The 15,226-nt window shown below is 72.3% G+C and carries 15 protein-coding genes and 1 tRNA gene; 10 read left to right on the top strand and 6 right to left on the bottom strand.

The features are described from left to right. Positions 1–129 precede the first annotated feature (129 nt). Positions 130–217: transfer RNA gene (locus ACFYW3_RS17710), tRNA-Leu, on the bottom strand. Between the two features lie 171 nt (positions 218–388). Between ACFYW3_RS17710 and ACFYW3_RS17705 the strand changes: the two genes are divergently transcribed. From ACFYW3_RS17705 to ACFYW3_RS17695, 3 genes are all read left to right on the top strand, one after another. Continuing rightward, positions 389–1,714: a M20/M25/M40 family metallo-hydrolase gene (locus ACFYW3_RS17705; protein WP_351751979.1), complete on the top strand. Its 1,326-nt coding sequence runs from the start codon at positions 389–391 to the stop codon at positions 1,712–1,714. A 137-nt stretch (positions 1,715–1,851) separates the two neighbouring features. Beyond that, positions 1,852–2,085 carry a chaplin ChpH gene (chpH, locus tag ACFYW3_RS17700; RefSeq protein ID WP_053678804.1) on the top strand — a complete coding sequence of 78 codons (234 nt, stop codon included), beginning with the start codon at positions 1,852–1,854 and terminating at the stop codon, positions 2,083–2,085. A gap of 172 nt (positions 2,086–2,257) precedes the next feature. Next, a complete protein-coding gene (locus ACFYW3_RS17695; RefSeq protein WP_389386696.1) occupies positions 2,258–3,028 on the top strand; it encodes a chaplin family protein in 771 nt (256 codons plus the stop codon). Positions 3,029–3,066: 38 nt separating this feature from the next. Here ACFYW3_RS17695 and ACFYW3_RS17690 read toward each other — a convergent pair whose 3' ends face one another. After that, positions 3,067–3,255 (bottom strand): DUF5703 family protein, encoded by a 189-nt coding sequence (locus ACFYW3_RS17690; RefSeq protein ID WP_053678800.1) that lies wholly within the window; start codon positions 3,253–3,255, stop codon positions 3,067–3,069. A 47-nt stretch (positions 3,256–3,302) separates the two neighbouring features. Between ACFYW3_RS17690 and ACFYW3_RS17685 the strand changes: the two genes are divergently transcribed. Beyond that, positions 3,303–3,962, top strand: coding sequence for a hypothetical protein (locus ACFYW3_RS17685; protein ID WP_053678798.1), 660 nt, complete (start codon positions 3,303–3,305; stop codon positions 3,960–3,962). A 67-nt stretch (positions 3,963–4,029) separates the two neighbouring features. Here ACFYW3_RS17685 and ACFYW3_RS17680 read toward each other — a convergent pair whose 3' ends face one another. Continuing rightward, the gene (locus ACFYW3_RS17680; protein ID WP_389386761.1) at positions 4,030–6,321 is read right to left on the bottom strand and encodes an ATP-binding domain-containing protein; all 2,292 of its coding nucleotides are present in this window, start codon (positions 6,319–6,321) and stop codon (positions 4,030–4,032) included. A 41-nt stretch (positions 6,322–6,362) separates the two neighbouring features. Continuing rightward, a complete protein-coding gene (locus ACFYW3_RS17675) occupies positions 6,363–7,355 on the bottom strand; it encodes an aldo/keto reductase (protein WP_351751985.1) in 993 nt (330 codons plus the stop codon). A gap of 101 nt (positions 7,356–7,456) precedes the next feature. On the opposite strand from ACFYW3_RS17675, the gene ACFYW3_RS17670 reads away from it, so the two are divergent. Beyond that, entirely contained in the window at positions 7,457–8,506 is a 1,050-nt protein-coding gene (locus ACFYW3_RS17670) for an LLM class F420-dependent oxidoreductase (protein ID WP_389386695.1), read from the top strand. Between the two features lie 191 nt (positions 8,507–8,697). Next, positions 8,698–9,486 (top strand): ferritin-like domain-containing protein, encoded by a 789-nt coding sequence (locus ACFYW3_RS17665; RefSeq protein WP_351751989.1) that lies wholly within the window; start codon positions 8,698–8,700, stop codon positions 9,484–9,486. Between the two features lie 31 nt (positions 9,487–9,517). On the opposite strand, the gene corA is transcribed toward ACFYW3_RS17665, so the two are convergent. Next, the gene (corA, locus tag ACFYW3_RS17660; RefSeq protein WP_351751991.1) at positions 9,518–10,510 is read right to left on the bottom strand and encodes a magnesium/cobalt transporter CorA; all 993 of its coding nucleotides are present in this window, start codon (positions 10,508–10,510) and stop codon (positions 9,518–9,520) included. 54 nt (positions 10,511–10,564) lie between these two features. Between corA and ACFYW3_RS17655 the strand changes: the two genes are divergently transcribed. The 4 genes from ACFYW3_RS17655 to mshC all read left to right on the top strand — a co-directional run bounded on the left by ACFYW3_RS17655 (position 10,565) and on the right by mshC (position 14,085). Then, complete coding sequence (locus tag ACFYW3_RS17655) at positions 10,565–11,272, top strand: histidine phosphatase family protein (protein ID WP_351751992.1); 708 nt, start codon at positions 10,565–10,567, stop codon at positions 11,270–11,272. An 83-nt stretch (positions 11,273–11,355) separates the two neighbouring features. After that, positions 11,356–11,946: a DUF3090 domain-containing protein gene (locus tag ACFYW3_RS17650; RefSeq protein ID WP_351751994.1), complete on the top strand. Its 591-nt coding sequence runs from the start codon at positions 11,356–11,358 to the stop codon at positions 11,944–11,946. Positions 11,947–11,951: 5 nt separating this feature from the next. Then, the gene (locus ACFYW3_RS17645) at positions 11,952–12,746 is read left to right on the top strand and encodes an SCO1664 family protein (protein WP_351751995.1); all 795 of its coding nucleotides are present in this window, start codon (positions 11,952–11,954) and stop codon (positions 12,744–12,746) included. A gap of 109 nt (positions 12,747–12,855) precedes the next feature. Next, a complete protein-coding gene (mshC, locus tag ACFYW3_RS17640; protein ID WP_351751997.1) occupies positions 12,856–14,085 on the top strand; it encodes a cysteine--1-D-myo-inosityl 2-amino-2-deoxy-alpha-D-glucopyranoside ligase in 1,230 nt (409 codons plus the stop codon). 54 nt (positions 14,086–14,139) lie between these two features. On the opposite strand, the gene ACFYW3_RS17635 is transcribed toward mshC, so the two are convergent. After that, positions 14,140–15,141 carry a PAC2 family protein gene (locus tag ACFYW3_RS17635; RefSeq protein WP_351751999.1) on the bottom strand — a complete coding sequence of 334 codons (1,002 nt, stop codon included), beginning with the start codon at positions 15,139–15,141 and terminating at the stop codon, positions 14,140–14,142. Positions 15,142–15,226: the final 85 nt, after the last annotated feature.

Genomic DNA, 15,226 nt, shown 5'->3' with positions numbered 1-15,226 from the left:
CCGGGAGCGGCGGTGCCCGAGCCGGCATCCGGCTGCCCGGCGGCGACACGGAACGCGCCGACCGGCGGCCTCCGACGCCGCGGCCCGGACACGCAAAAGACCCCACACGAAGTGGGGTCTCTTGCTGATTGGTGTCCGAGGGGGGACTTGAACCCCCACGCCCGATAAAGGGCACTAGCACCTCAAGCTAGCGCGTCTGCCATTCCGCCACCCGGACAAGGTGTCTGTCTCGCGTCCCTCGCGGGCCGTTCCGACGTGGAAAACATTACCAAACATTCCGGGGTCCTCGATCACACCCCCCGGTGACCGGGGATCACCCTTGGGGACGGCGGCCCGTGGGGCGAGGATGGGGGGAGGAAGTCGGCACTGATCAGTGGGAGGAAGCAGCGTGAGCGAATCGAGCGCGGGCAGGACCGTCTCCGGTGAGGACGAGGTCGTCGACCTCTGCCGTGACCTCATCCGGATCGACACCAGCAACTACGGGGACCACTCCGGCCCCGGTGAGCGGAAAGCGGCCGAGTGGGTCGCGGAGCAGCTGGCCGAGGTCGGGCTGGAGCCGCAGATCTTCGAATCGCACAAGGGACGTGCCTCCACCGTCGCGCGCATCGAGGGCGAGGACCCCTCCCGGCCGGCGCTGCTGATCCACGGCCACACCGACGTCGTCCCCGCCAACGCCGCGGACTGGACGTACGACCCGTTCGCGGGAGAGATCGCGGACGGGTGCCTGTGGGGGCGCGGCGCCGTCGACATGAAGGACATGGACGCGATGACGCTGGCCGTCGTGCGCGACCGGATGCGCAGCGGCCGCAAGCCCCCGCGCGACATCGTGCTCGCCTTCCTCGCCGACGAGGAGGCGGGCGGCGTCTACGGGGCCCGGCACCTCGTCGACAAGCACCCCGGCCTCTTCGAGGGGGTCACCGAGGCCATCGGCGAGGTCGGCGGCTTCTCGTTCACCGTCAACGAGAACCTGCGCCTGTACCTGGTGGAGACCGCCCAGAAGGGCATGCACTGGATGCGGCTCACGGTGGAGGGCACCGCGGGCCACGGCTCCATGACCAACAACGACAACGCCATCACGGAGCTGTGCGAGGCCGTGGGCCGGCTGGGCCGCCACCAGTGGCCGGTGCGCGTGACCAAGACCGTGCGGTCCTTCCTGGACGAACTCTCGGACGCGCTCGGAACCCCCCTCGACCCCGACAACATGGACGCGACGCTCGCCAAGCTCGGCGGCATCGCCAAGATGGTCGGGGCCACCCTGCGCAACTCGGCGGCCCCGACGATGCTGGGCGCCGGCTACAAGGTCAACGTCATCCCCGGCCAGGCCACCGCGCACGTGGACGGTCGCTTCCTGCCCGGTCACGAGGACGAGTTCTTCGCGGACCTCGACCGGATCCTCGGCCCGCGCGTGAAGCGGGAGGACGTCCACGCGGACAAGGCCCTGGAGACGGACTTCGACGGGAAGCTCGTCGACGCCATGCAGACCGCGCTGAAGGCGGAGGACCCGATCGCGCGCGCGGTCCCGTACATGCTCTCCGGCGGCACGGACGCCAAGTCCTTCGACGACCTCGGCATCCGCTGCTTCGGCTTCGCCCCGCTCCAGTTGCCCCCGGAGCTGGACTTCGCCGGCATGTTCCACGGCGTGGACGAGCGGGTGCCGGTGGACGGGCTGAAGTTCGGTGTTCGGGTGCTCGACCGATTCATCGACAACGCCTGAGGCGCGAGATTCGGGAGGGTGTGCGGACGTCACCGAGAAGAGTGAATGCACTCATACGCTCGTAGCCCCGGTGATCCTTCCTCGTTACAGGTGGTGCGGTCCGCGGCTGGGGCCGCACTTGCCTACTAGGAGGAACAATGCTCAAGAAGGTTGTCGCCGCTGCGGCTGCCACTGGTGGTCTCATTCTCGCGGGTGCGGGCATGGCTGCCGCCGACGCGGGTGCCCAGGGTGCGGCCATCGGTTCGCCCGGTGTCCTGTCCGGCAACGTCGTCCAGGTTCCGGTCCACGTGCCGGTCAACGTCTGCGGCAACACGATCAACGTGATCGGTCTGCTGAACCCGGCCTTCGGCAACACCTGCGTCAACGCCTGACGTATCTGAAGTCCCGGGCCCCGGAGCGCGTTCCAGCGCTCCGGGGCCACGGGGCTTTTCCGGGCCCGATCTCGATCACGCGGCCCGGCTTCCGACATCTCGGCGTGGCAGGCGGGGGAGCCTGCAGGGCCCGCGCGTCGACCGAAACGTGCACAACAGGGGACGAGTACAGATGCGACGACCGGTAGTACAGGTCACCAGGAAGACCCTGATCACCATGGCGGCCGCGGGAGGTGTTCTCGCGCTGGGTGGCGGTGTCGCCCAGGCGGACGCCGGAGCGTCCGGCCATGCCGCGAACTCCCCGGGACTGTTGTCCGGGAACAACCTCCAGGCGCCCGTGGACGTACCGGTGAACGCCTGCGGGAACACCGTGAACGTGGTGGGAGGTCTGAACCCCGCCTTCGGCAACCGCTGCGACAACGCCGGCAAGCCGACACGGCCGAGCCAGCCGAGCCAGCCGGGTCACCCCGGAAACCCGGGCCACCCCGGGCACCCCGGTCACCCCGGAAACCCCGGTCACCCGGGCCACCCGGACGAGCCGTGCGACGACGACGAGCCGGGCAACCCCGGTACGCCGGGCAACCCGGGTACTCCCGGTAACCCGGGTACGCCTGGCAACCCCGGTACGCCTGGCAACCCGGGCACCCCCGGCAATCCGGGTACGCCCGGTAGCCCCGGCACCCCGGGCAACCCCGGTATGCCCGGTAACCCTGGCACCCCGGGCAACCCCGGCACCCCCGGCACCCCGAGCAACCCGGGTACGCCCGGCAACCCCGGGACCCCGGGCACGCCCGGCAACCCCGGTACTCCCGTGAAGCCCGGACCGGGCCAAGCGCTTGCCGCCACCGGCGCCGGTGACGTCCTCAGCGCCGGCGTTCCGCTCGCGGGCGGGCTGTTGCTGGCCGGCGCCCTGCTCTACCGGCGCGCCCGCAACGCCGCCTGACCGCCCTCAGGACGCGGGTCCCGCCCCCGGGACCCGCGTCACCACGTGGCGCGGACCTGGCGGATGATCCGGCGGCGCAACCGCACGCGGCGACTGCCGTCCCGGTGCAATGTCAGTCGGTCCAGCTCCCAGTGCCCGTACTCGGCATGGTCGGTCAACAGGCGGGTGGCCTCGTGGCGAGGAACCCCGCGGGGCACGTACACGTCGACAAATTCGTATTCCGGCATCGCATCTATTGTGCGGGCAGAGCCCTGCTACGGATAGCGTCTGCACTATGTCTGATGCCGCTCTGCCCACTGTTGCCGAGGTACGTGCCGCCGCCGAGGCGGTCAAGGCCGCGCTCGACCGTCACCTCGCCGCGGTCGAGAGCAGGATCGGGGACGAGGACCCGGCCGTCTACGCCGCCTTCAACGAACTCGCCGCAGCCGCCGAGGAGTACGACGAGCTCCTGTACGACCGCTACGACGAGGTCACCCCCTTCGAGATCCCGACGCCCGAGGACGGTGTCCCGTACACCGGCCCCGCCGAGCCCGCCGCCTTCAGCGTGCTCATCCGCCGCGACTACGCCGTCGTGGAACCCCAGCGACTGATCGCCCAGGCCGAGCGTGTCGCCGCGCACGACCGGGACGCCGAGCTGGTCGACGACGGGGGCACCGCGGGTGCCCTCGGCGTGCTCTTCGGGGAGTACGAGCCCGACGAGATCGCCTCCCGCTACAAGGAGTTCGGCCTGGAGGAAGGGGACTCCACGCTGTGGCTCGCCGCCTCGGAGGAGATCGCCGAACCGGGTGAGTGGCTGGACACCCCCTTCGGGCACACCGACCCGCAGGACGTCCTGCACCGGTTCGACGTGAGCGCGGTCTTCGACGAGGAGCCGGACGACTTCGAGGACGACGAGGCCGAGGAGGCCACCGCGCCGGGCCTGACCCCGGCCTGACCCCTCGCCCCGTACGACGGTGTGCCCCCGCCCGGACCCGGGCGGGGGCACACCGTCGTCACCTCCGCTAGCGGGGCTGTTCCGCCGAGGCCACCAGGGCCCGCAGCAGGCCCGTCAGGCGGGTCGTGCGCGGCTTGGGCAGCCCCTGGGCCACCGCGACCGGCAGCGCCTGGTCCACGCCGTGCACCACGGACAGGTGACGCTCGGCCCGCCCGAACGCCGTGTACACCCAGTCCCGCGACAGGGCCTCCGCCGCGTCCCCCGGCAGGACCACGACCACCGCGGGCCAGCGCGTGCCCACGGCCTGGTGCGCGGTCACCGCCCAGCCGTGCCGGACCCGCGCCTCCACCTGCTCCCGAGGTACGACGATCCGCTCGCCCGAGGCGTCCAGGTGCAGCCCCTCGGCGTCGGCCGACACCACCCGCGCGGGCAGCGCCCGCCCCGGCGAGGGCACGTGGACCACCCGGTCACCGGGGTCGAAGCCGTGGAACCGGCCGGGGCCGGGGTTCAGCCGCTCCTTGAGGGCGGTGTTCAGCGCCCGGGTGCCCGCCGAGCCGCCGTGGCCGGGAGTGATGACCTGTACGCCGTCCGCCGGGACGCCGAACGCGCGGGGCACCGACTCGGCCACCAGCTGAACGGTCCGGTGCACGGCCTCCCCGGCGTCGCGCACCGGGACGATGACGACCTCCTTGCCGGGAGCCTCGACCTGGTTCAGCTCCCCGATCCCGATGCCCGAGACCAGCTCGCCGAGCGGACCGGGGTCCGGGACGCGGGAGACCGACTGCGGGCAGGCGCGGGCCGCCAACACATCCGCGAACACCCGCCCCGGCCCGGCCGAACCGAGGACGCCGGGGTCCCCGGACAGCACCAGTCGGGCACCGTCCGGCACCGACTCCACCAGCGCGGCGGCGGTCTCCACGTCCAACTGGGGGGCGTCCAGGACGATGAGCAGGTCCAGAACGAACTGTCCGTCGGCGTCGCGCCCGGGCCCCTCGGCGCCGGCGAGCAGGCCCGCCACGGTCACGGATCCCTCGTGCGGCGCGTGGGCGGCCAGGCACGCCCGCAGCCCGAACTCCCGGGCGGCCGCGAGCAGGGCCGTCGGTTCGGCGCGGGCCGCCTCGCCACCGGTATGGGTGACCAGGCCGTGGCCGGAGACCGCCCGGATCAGATCGGCGCCCGGTCCGGTGGCGGCCTTCTCCCAATCGGCCGCCCCGCCGAAGGTGTTGGCGAGCCGGGCCAGCCCGTCGGCCAGGCTCTCCTCGGCCAGGGCGCAGCCCTCCAGACCGACGAGGACGCGCACCGGGGGCTCCTCGCCCTCGGCGTACTCCGTGCCCGGCGGGTCCAACGGCTCGTTGAACACCAGCACCGTGCCGTCCCCGATGGCCTGCTCCAGCGCCTCCCCGGCGTCCGGGACGCCGTACTGGGCCAGCGCCTTCTCCAGGATCGGGGCCTCCAGCGCGGTGTGTCCCTTCAGGGCGGCCTGGTCCAGCAGCCAGCCCACCAGTGCGGCGCTGCGGCGCTCGTCGGCCGGGCCCGCCTCGGGGCCCAGCAGGGCCCGGGCGAATCCGTCCGCCTGGGTGGGACGCACCCCGGCCACCGCCAACAGCAGCCAGGGGTCCTCGGCGAGCCGCTCGGCCGCGCCCTCGCCGAGCACGCCGGCGGCCTGGGCCGCCAGGGCCTCGGGAGCGCCACCGCGCAGCAGGACGGCGCGTACGGCGTCGACGTCGCCGACGGCGACCGCCGCGACGGGTGCGGGGGTGCGGGGCTGCGGGGGAGCGGCGGCCGGAGCCGGGCGCGGTGCGGCCGGGGCGTCGTCGAAGTACACGGGAGCGGGCTTGGCGCCGCTCTCCACCGCCCGTACGGCGGCCAGCAGGTCGGCGGCCGTCCCGCTGAGCTTCGCGCCGGCCTCGATCGGCGCCTCGCGCTCCGCCTTGCGCCGGGCGATCCGCTCCCGCTCGACCTTCTGCGCGGCCAACTCCGCCGCCGCCTCGCTGGGCGCGGGCTTGGCGGCCTCGGCGTCGGCCCCGGCCGCGTCCCCGGTGGGCGTGGCGCCCGGCTCGGCGTCACCGCCCTCGGCATCGTCGGCGTCGGACGCGGCCCGCGGATCGGAGCCGTCTTCCTCCGCTGTCGCGTCCGCGTCCGCGTCCGCGGTCGTGTCCGTCACCGACGGCACCGGGGCGTCGCCCTCGGGCCCGTCGGCGTCCGATCCGGAATCCGGCGCGGCATCCTGCTCGGCCTCCGGGGCGACCTCCGGGGTCGACGGGGGCTCGGACGGTGCTTCGGCGGCCGGATCCGCCTCCGGCGGAGCGACGCCGTCGGAGCCGTCCGTGGGCTCGCCCTCCGGGCCGGGGGCGGCCAGTTCATCCGCGGCGGCGGGCTCGGGGGCCTGACGGTCCGTACTCACAGCGTGCTCCAGTCCTGATCGGGGTAGCGGTGCACGGGCGCCGACACGTCGTCCAGCGCACGGCAGATCTCCTCGGGAAGACTAAGGGCCTCCACCGACAGCGCCGCGCCGAGCTGCGCCGCCGTCCGCGCGCCGACGATCGGCGCGACGACTCCCGGCCGGTCGCGGATCCACGCCAGCGCCACCTGGAGCGGGGTCACCGCCAGCCCCTGCGCCGCCGTCGCCACCGCGTCCACGATCCGGCTCGCGGGATCGTCCAGGTACGGGTCCACGAACCCCGCCAGGGTCTCCGACGCGGCCCGTGAGTCCGCGGGCGTCCCGTCCCGGTACTTGCCCGTCAGGACCCCGCGCCCCAGCGGAGACGAGGGCAGCAGCCCCACACCCAGGTCCAGCGCCGCCGGCAGCACCTCGCGCTCCACGCCCCGCTGGAGGAGCGAGTACTCCATCTGCGTCGACGCCAGGCGGGTCCGCAGCCCCGGCGCCGCCAACTGCCAGGTCGCCGCCTTCGCCAACTGCCAGCCGCTGAAGCCGGCCACCCCCGCGTACCGCGCCCGTCCGCTGCTCACGGCCAGGTCCAGGGCCTGGAGGGTCTCCTCCAGCGGGGTGCCCGGGTCGAAGGCGTGCACCTGCCACAGGTCCACGTAGTCGGTGCCCAGGCGGGCCAGCGAATCGTCCAGCGCGGCCAGCAGGTGGCCGCGCGAACAGTCGAAGCGCCGATCCGGGTCCCGTACGGACCCCGACTTGGTGGCGATCACCAGTTCCCGCCGCGGCGCGGCTCCGCCGATCAACCGCCCCAGGAGGTACTCCGCCTCCCCGCCCCCGTACACGTCGGCGGTGTCGACGAAGGTGCCGCCCGCATCCCAGAAGGTCTTCAACTGCTCGGCCGTGCCCGCCTCGTCGGGTCCTTCGGCGGACCGTCCCCAGGTCAGGGTGCCGAGGCCGATCCGGGAGACGCGCAGTCCGGTGCGGCCGAGATGCCTCTGCTCCATGAGCGCTGAGACTACTGGGGCACTGACGCGGGGCACCGTGGCGCGCTACAGTCCCCCGCAGACCAACGTTACTGATCGGTAAACCGGTAAGGGGACGACACATGCGGCTCGGCATCAATCTCGGTTACTGGGGTGCGGGCATGGACGCCGACAACCTCGCCGTCGCCCAGGAGGCCGACCGCCTCGGGTACGACGTCTGCTGGGCGGCCGAGGCCTACGGCTCGGACGCGGCCACGGTCCTGGCCTGGGTCGCGGCCCAGACCGAGCGGATCGACGTCGGCTCGGCCATCTTCCAGATCCCGGCCCGCCAGCCCGCCATGACGGCCATGACGGCCGCCACCCTGGACTCGCTCACCAAGGGCCGCTTCCGGCTCGGCCTCGGGGTCTCCGGACCGCAGGTCTCGGAGGGCTGGTACGGCGTGAAGTTCGACAAGCCGCTCGCCCGGACCCGCGAGTACGTGGAGATCGTCCGCAAGGCGATGAGCCGCGAGCGGCTGAGCTACGAAGGGCAGCACTGGACCCTCCCGCTGCCCGGCGGCCCCGGCAAGCCGATCAAGCTCACCGTGCATCCCGAGCGCGAGCACATCCCGCTCTACATCGCCGCGATCGGTCCGAAGAACCTGGAGCAGACGGGCGAGATCGCCGACGGCGCCCTGCTGATCTTCCCGGCGGCGGAGCACCTGGAGGAGACGGCCCTGCGGCACATCCGCGCGGGCCGCGAGAAGGCGGGCCTGACGATGGACGGCTTCGACGTCTGTCCGACCGTGCCGCTGGCCGTGGGCGCCGACGTGGGCGGGCTCGCGGACATGTTCCGCCCGTACACCGCGCTGTACGTCGGAGGCATGGGCAGCGCCAAGCAGAACTTCTACAACCAGTTGGCCCAGCGGATGGGCTACGAGAAGGAAGCGGCCGAGATCCAGGAGAAGTACCTGGCCGGCGACAAGGCGGGCGCGGCGGCCGCCGTCCCGCACTCGCTGATCGACTCGACCACCCTGCTCGGCTCGGTGGAGCGGATCGCGGACGGGATGCGGGCCTACGCGGAGGCCGGGGTCACGACCCTGACGCTGGCCCCGGCCGGATTCACGCTGGAAGAGCGGATCACCGCCCTGCGCGCCGGGACCGAGGCGATGGAACTGGCGGGTCTCGCCTGAGGCGAGGAGTCGGAAGTTCTGCGGCCGTGGTGGGGGCTCGGGGGGTCTTCCCCGCCACGGCCGACACCGCCAACAACGCGATCGGCGGCCCCCGGGTTACGCCCTGCGGGCATCGCCTTCGGTTCGTTCATTCGGCCGAGCGGTGCGACGTATCGGTTGCCCGTCCGCTCCATCCGCATTTGACTCGTTACATGCTCTCTGCCCGCAGCCTGTTCCAGGAGATCGTCGACCACGACGAGTCCTTCCAGCTGTTCTGCTCCATCGCTGCCGGCGGGGAGTCCCAGGGCGGCTGGGAGAACGCCCGGATCGCGGCCCTCGTGCCGGTCGGCATGCGCGATCTCGCACCCAAGATCACCCGCCACGGCGCCGACGAGGACAAGCACGGCCGGATCTTCCGGGCCCTGCTCCGCAAACGCGGACTGCCGGAGGTCCCCGTCCCTCCCGAGACCGACTACACGATGCTGCTGGAGCGGCGCGGCATCGGGCTCGCCCACGACAGGCTGCGCGGCGACGAACCGCTGACCGAGGAGGACATCGTCGTCTACCTCGCGCACAGCCGGGTCACCGAGCAGCGCGCCGCGGACCAGATGGTGATGTTGGTCAGGTGCTTCGGGGACCACCCCGAGATCGGCAAGGCCATCCGCATGATCAGCCACGACGAGGACAACCACCTCGCCTACTGCCACGAGGAACTCCTGCGCCTTGCCCGCGAGGGCCACGCCCGGACCATCCAGCGGACCCTGCGCACCAGCGCGCTCGCCGAGATCGGCGTCTACCGGGACGTGAGCCTCGCCGTGATGGCGCGCATGGGGCGCATCCTGCGCTGGCCCGCCCCCAAGTCCGCCGCGCTCGCCGCCGGCATCCGCGGCATGTACGCGTACGAGCGCTTCAGCGGCTGGCACCGCATGATCGACCTGCGCCTGCCCGAACGGCGCGACGCGCTGGGCGGTGAACCCGTCACCGCACCCGAGTTCGCCTGAGCGGCCGGACGGCAGGGTCGAAGGAGACGGCCTAGAGCCAGCCGCGGCGCTTGAACATCCGGTGCAGACCCAGACACAGCACCACCATGACCACCAGCAGTACCGGATAGCCCCAGCGCTGGTGGAGCTCCCACATGTGGTCGAAGTTCATGCCGTAGATCCCCGCGACCATCGTCGGGACGGCCGCCATCGCCGCCCAGGCGGAGATCTTGCGCATGTCGTCGTTCTGCCGGACACCCATCTGCGCCAGATGCGCCGCCAGCGCGTCCGACAGCAGCCGGTCCAGGCCCTCGATGTACTCGTTCGCCTTCGTCAGGTGGTCGGCGACGTCGCGGAAGAAGGGCTGCGCGTGATCGTGCACGAACGGCACGCTGCCGAAGGCGAGGCGGTCCATCGGCTGGAGCAGCGGACTCGTCGCCCGACGGAACTCCAACACCTGCCGCTTGAAGCCGTAGATCCGGGCGGCGGTGTTCTTCGTGTCCGTCACGTTCGGCGCGAACACCTCGGCCTCCAACTCCTCCAGGTCCGACTGGAGCTCGGCCGCCACCTCGATGTAGTGGTCCACCACGGCGTCGGACACCGCGTACAACACCGCCGTCGGCCCGTGCCTGAGCACCTCCGGCTCGTGCTCCAGACGGTGCCGGACGGCGGTCAGGGCGGCCCCCTCGCCGTGCCGGACGGTGACCACGAACGAATCCCCGATGAAGACCATCAGCTCGCCGGTGGTCACGGTGTCCGTCGCATCGTCGTACATCACCGGCTTGAGGACCACGAAGAGCGAGTCGTCGTACACCTCCAGCTTCGGCCGCTGGTGCGCCCCCAGCGCGTCCTCCACCGCCAGGGGATGCAGGCCGAACTCCTGGCTGACGTGCTCGAATTCCTTCGCGGTGGGCTCGTGCATGCCGACCCAGACGAAGGCGTCACCACTGGCCCGGGCCTCGTCCAGGGCGTCCGAGAAGTCCTTCGGGGCCTGGGAACGGCGGCCGTCCCGGTACATCGCGCAGTCGACAATCACCCGGGGCATTCTTCCCTGCGCCCACCCCGCCCGCACACAGGCGGCACCGCTTAGGCTGGGCGCATGGCCACGCTGATCCTCGTACGACACGGGCGGTCCACCGCCAACACCGCAGGCTTGCTCGCCGGATGGACCCCGGGAGTGGCCCTCGACGAACGCGGCGCCGAACAGGCCGCCGCGCTGCCCGGGCGACTCGCCGGGGTGCCCCTCGCGGCCGTCGTCAGCAGCCCGCTCCAGCGCTGCCGGGAAACGCTGGCCCCGCTGCTCGCCGCCCGGCCCGAGCTGACCGAGCACACCGACGACCGGATCGGCGAGTGCCATTACGGCGACTGGTCCGGCCGCAAGCTCTCCGAACTCGCCGACGAACCCCTGATGAAGATCGTCCAGCAGCACCCCTCGGCGGCGTCCTTCCCCGGCGGAGAGTCCATGCGGACCATGCAGGCCCGCGCCGTGGACTCCGTGCGCGAGTGGGACGCGCGGATCGAGGAAGAGCACGGCGGCGACGCCGTCTTCCTCATGTGCTCGCACGGGGACATCATCAAGTCCCTTGTGGCGGACGCCCTCGGCATGCACCTCGACCTCTTCCAGCGCATCCACGTCGACCCCTGCTCGATCACCGCGATCCGCTACACCGCGACCCGCCCCTTCGTGTTCCGGCTCGGCGACACCGGGGACTTCGGGTCGCTGATCCCGCGCGCGTCCCCCGAGACCCCGCGCGATCCCGAAGCCGACGGGAACGCCGTCGTGGGGGGCGGTGCGGGCGCGGCCTGATCGAACGGCGCAGTAGGGTGGACGGGCCAACACAACTGCACAGCACCGCCCCTCCCCCCGCCGCCGAAACTTGGAGACTGGACGTGCCCCGTCAGGTTTTCCTTTACGACCCGCCGGACCGCTTCGTGGCCGGCACGGTCGGTCTGCCTGGACGTCGTACGTTCTTCCTGCAGGCCTCCTCGGGCCCCCGGGTCACGAGCGTGTCCCTGGAGAAGACGCAGGTCGCGGCCTTGGCCGAGCGGATGGACGAGCTGCTGGACGAGGTCGTGCGGCGCACCGGCGGCAACGCGCCCGTCCCCGCCGTCGCCCCCACCGAGGCGCCCGACACCGCACCGCTCGACGTCCCCGTCGAGGAGGAGTTCCGCGTCGGGACCATGGCGCTCGCCTGGGACGGCGAGGAGCAGCGCATGATCGTCGAGGCCCAGGCGCTCGTCGAACTCGACGCGGACTCGGAAGAGGATCTCGCCGAGGCGGAGGAGCGCCTGCTCCAGGACGAGGAGAACGGGCCACCGATGCTCCGCGTCCGCCTCTCCGGCAGCCAGGCGCGGGCCTTCGCCAAACGCGCCCTGGACGTCGTCAACGCGGGCCGTCCGCCGTGCCCGCTGTGCAGCCTGCCGCTCGACCCCGAAGGGCACGTGTGTCCGCGCCAGAACGGCTACCGGCGCCAGGCGTGAGCCCCGTGACCCCGATCGAGGAGCTGCTCACCCGAGGTGAGCTGACCGTCCGCGCCCGCATCGCCGAGGCCTCCAACGCCGTCCTGTTCTGCACGGTGACGCACGAGGGCGAGAGCGTCGACTGCGTCTACAAGCCGATCAAGGGCGAGCGGCCGCTGTGGGACTTCCCCGACGGCAACCTCGCCCAACGCGAGCGCGCCGCCTACCTGGTCTCCGAGGCCACCGGTTGGGGACTCGTGCCGACGACCGTGCTGCGCGACGGCCCGTACGGCGAGGGCATGGTCCAGCACTGGATCGACGCCGGGGAATCACCGGAGGCCGAGCTCCTCGCGCTGGTCGAGGGCGAGGAGGCGGGGGAGGGCTGGAAGCCGGTGGCCTTCGCCGAGGTGGGCGAGGGCCGCACGGCGCTGCTCGTCCACGCCGACGACCCCCGGCTGCGCCGGCTCTCCGTCCTCGACGCCGTGATCAACAACGGCGACCGCAAGGGCGGCCACCTGCTGCCCGCCCCCGACGGGCGGCTCTACGGCATCGACCACGGAGTGACCTTCCACACGGAGGACAAGCTGCGCACCCTGCTCTGGGGGTGGGCGGGGGAGTCGCTGACGGACGAGGCCCGGTCGGCGCTGACCTCCCTGGCCGAGCAGCTGGCCGACGGAGGCCCGCTCGCCACCCGGCTGGCCGAACTGATCACCGCCGTCGAGTTGGACGCCGTACGGGCCCGTGTGGCCCATCTGGTGCGCACGGGGGCCCATCCGAAGCCGTCCGGGCAGTGGCCCGCGATCCCCTGGCCGCCGGTCTGAACAGGCCGGCGCGACATGCATGGAACCGGCCAGATCGCAAGAGTGTCGATCAAGCCAACAGTGCAGGTCCGGTTCGATTCCGGAACACCAGTCCGGTTAGTCTCGAAGCATGCATGCCTGGCCCGCTTCTGAGGTCCCCGCCCTTCCTGGCAAGGGCCGCGACCTCCAGATCCACGACACCGCGACCCAAGGGACGATCACCCTCGACCCCGGTCCCGTCGCCCGTATCTACGTCTGCGGCATCACCCCGTACGACGCGACCCACATCGGTCACGCGGCGACCTACAACGCGTTCGACCTCGTCCAGCGCGTGTGGCTCGACAACAAGCGGCAGGTTCACTACGTCCAGAACGTCACCGACGTGGACGACCCGCTGCTGGAGCGGGCGCTGCGCGACGGCCAGGACTGGACCGAGCTCGCCGAACGCGAGACGGCGCTCTTCCGCGAGGACATGACCGCCCTGCGGATGCTGCCGCCCCGGCACTACATCGGCGCCGTCGAGGCCATACCCGGCATCGTGCCGCTGGTCGAACGGCTCCGGGAGGCGGGCGCCGCCTACGAGCTCGACGGCGACATCTACTTCTCCGTGGAGTCCGACCCCCACTTCGGGCAGGTCTCCCACCTCGACGCCGAGGCGATGCGGCTGTTGTCCGCCGAACGCGGCGGCGACCCCGAGCGCCCCGGCAAGAAGAACCCTCTCGACCCGATGCTGTGGATGGCCGCCCGCCCGGGCGAGCCGAGCTGGGACGGCGGCTCGCTGGGCCGCGGCCGGCCCGGCTGGCACATCGAGTGCGTCGCCATCGCCCTCGACCACCTCGGCATGGGCTTCGACATCCAGGGTGGCGGCTCCGACCTGGCCTTCCCGCACCACGAGATGGGCGCCTCGCACGCACAGGCCCTGACGGGCGAGTTCCCGATGGCCAAGGCGTACGTCCACGCCGGCATGGTCGCCCTGCGCGGCGAGAAGATGTCGAAGTCGAAGGGCAACCTGGTCTTCGTCTCCGCGCTGCGCCGCGCCGGCGTCGACCCGGCGGCCATCCGACTCGCGCTGCTGGCCCACCACTACCGGGCCGACTGGGAGTGGACGGACGAGGTCCTCGCCGAGGCGGTCGCCCGCCTCGAACGCTGGCGTGCGGCCGTGTCACGACCCGACGGCATCCCCGCCGACACTCTGGTCGAGGAGGTCCGCGAGGCCCTCGCCGACGACCTGGACGCCCCCGCCGCGCTGGCCGCGGTGGACCGCTGGGTCGAACTCCAGATCGCCGCGTCCGGCGACGACGAGTCGGCCCCCGGCCTGGTCTCCCGTACGGTCGACGCCCTGCTGGGCGTGGCCCTGTAGAACGCGGGGGAGCACCGCTCCCCGACAACGAAGCGCGCCCCGGCGACCGGCCGGTCAGGCCTCGGGGGTGTCCTCGTCCGTGTCCGGTGTGTCGGGCGCCTCGGGCGAGCCCGCCGACTCCTCCGGTCCGGGCCGCGGCCTCGGCTGCGGACGACCGCCGCCCGAGAGGTCGCGGAAGTACGAGCCGCCGTCCCCGGCCGTGCCCGGATCGGCCGCCGGATCACGGCGACGCAGGTACCGCTCGAACTCCCGGGCGATCGCGTCCCCCGAGGCCTCCGGCAGGTCCGCGGTGTCCCGCGCCTCCTCCAGCGTCTGCACGTACTCGGCCACCTCGCTGTCCTCGGCGGCCAGTTGGTCCACGCCCAACTGCCAGGCCCGCGCGTCCTCGGGGAGTTCGCCGAGCGGGATCCGAATGTCGATCAGATCCTCCAGCCGGTTCAGCAACGCCAGCGTCGCCTTCGGGTTCGGCGGCTGCGACACGTAGTGCGGCACCGCCGCCCACAGCGACACCGCCGGCACGCCCGCGTGCGTACAGGCCTCCTGGAGCACGCCCACGATCCCGGTCGGACCCTCGTACTTGGTCTCCTCCAGGTCCATCGTGCGCGCCAGGTCGGCGTCGGACGTCACACCGCTCACCGGGACCGGCCGGGTGTGCGGTGTGTCCCCGAGCAGCGCCCCCAGGATGACGACCATCTCCACGCCCAACTCGTGGGCGAAGCCGAGGATCTCGTTGCAGAACGACCGCCAGCGCATGGACGGTTCGATGCCCCGCACCAACACCAGGTCGCGCGGCTTGGCGCCACCGATCCTGACCACCGACAGACGCGTCGTCGGCCAGGTGATCTTCCGTACCCCGTTGTCCAGCCAGACCGTCGGCCGGTTGACCTGGAAGTCGTAGTAGTCCTCGGCGTCCAGAGCCGCGAAGACCTCGCCCTTCCACTCCCGGTCCAGGTGCGTCACCGCACCGGAGGCGGCGTCACCCGCGTCGTTCCAGCCCTCGAACGCGGCCACCATGACCGGGTCGATCAGCTCGGGCACGCCCTCAAGCTCGATCACCCAGGTCTCCTTCCGAAGTTCCCTTGCGTACGTGGGTCAGCCTAAGCCTTGAAACGACACCAACCACAGCCCACGACAGAGGGGC

Source organism: Streptomyces sp. NPDC002602 (assembly GCF_042889445.1).
Taxonomy (GTDB): Bacteria; Actinomycetota; Actinomycetes; order Streptomycetales; family Streptomycetaceae; genus Streptomyces.
Note: the sequence above shows the minus strand (reverse complement) of the source record. Positions and strands in the feature narration are given on the sequence as shown.

What these genes read in the sequence shown, in the direction of transcription:
- chpH (WP_053678804.1), top strand. Translation starts at nt 1,852, where the DNA reads ATGCTCAAGAAGGTTGTCGCCGCTGCGGCTGCCACTGGTGGTCTCATT.
- ACFYW3_RS17695 (WP_389386696.1), top strand. Translation starts at nt 2,258, where the DNA reads ATGCGACGACCGGTAGTACAGGTCACCAGGAAGACCCTGATCACCATG.
- ACFYW3_RS17690 (WP_053678800.1), bottom strand. Translation starts at nt 3,255, where the DNA reads ATGCCGGAATACGAATTTGTCGACGTGTACGTGCCCCGCGGGGTTCCT.
- ACFYW3_RS17685 (WP_053678798.1), top strand. Translation starts at nt 3,303, where the DNA reads ATGTCTGATGCCGCTCTGCCCACTGTTGCCGAGGTACGTGCCGCCGCC.
- ACFYW3_RS17675 (WP_351751985.1), bottom strand. Translation starts at nt 7,355, where the DNA reads ATGGAGCAGAGGCATCTCGGCCGCACCGGACTGCGCGTCTCCCGGATC.
- ACFYW3_RS17670 (WP_389386695.1), top strand. Translation starts at nt 7,457, where the DNA reads ATGCGGCTCGGCATCAATCTCGGTTACTGGGGTGCGGGCATGGACGCC.
- ACFYW3_RS17665 (WP_351751989.1), top strand. Translation starts at nt 8,698, where the DNA reads ATGCTCTCTGCCCGCAGCCTGTTCCAGGAGATCGTCGACCACGACGAG.
- corA (WP_351751991.1), bottom strand. Translation starts at nt 10,510, where the DNA reads ATGCCCCGGGTGATTGTCGACTGCGCGATGTACCGGGACGGCCGCCGT.
- ACFYW3_RS17655 (WP_351751992.1), top strand. Translation starts at nt 10,565, where the DNA reads ATGGCCACGCTGATCCTCGTACGACACGGGCGGTCCACCGCCAACACC.
- mshC (WP_351751997.1), top strand. Translation starts at nt 12,856, where the DNA reads ATGCATGCCTGGCCCGCTTCTGAGGTCCCCGCCCTTCCTGGCAAGGGC.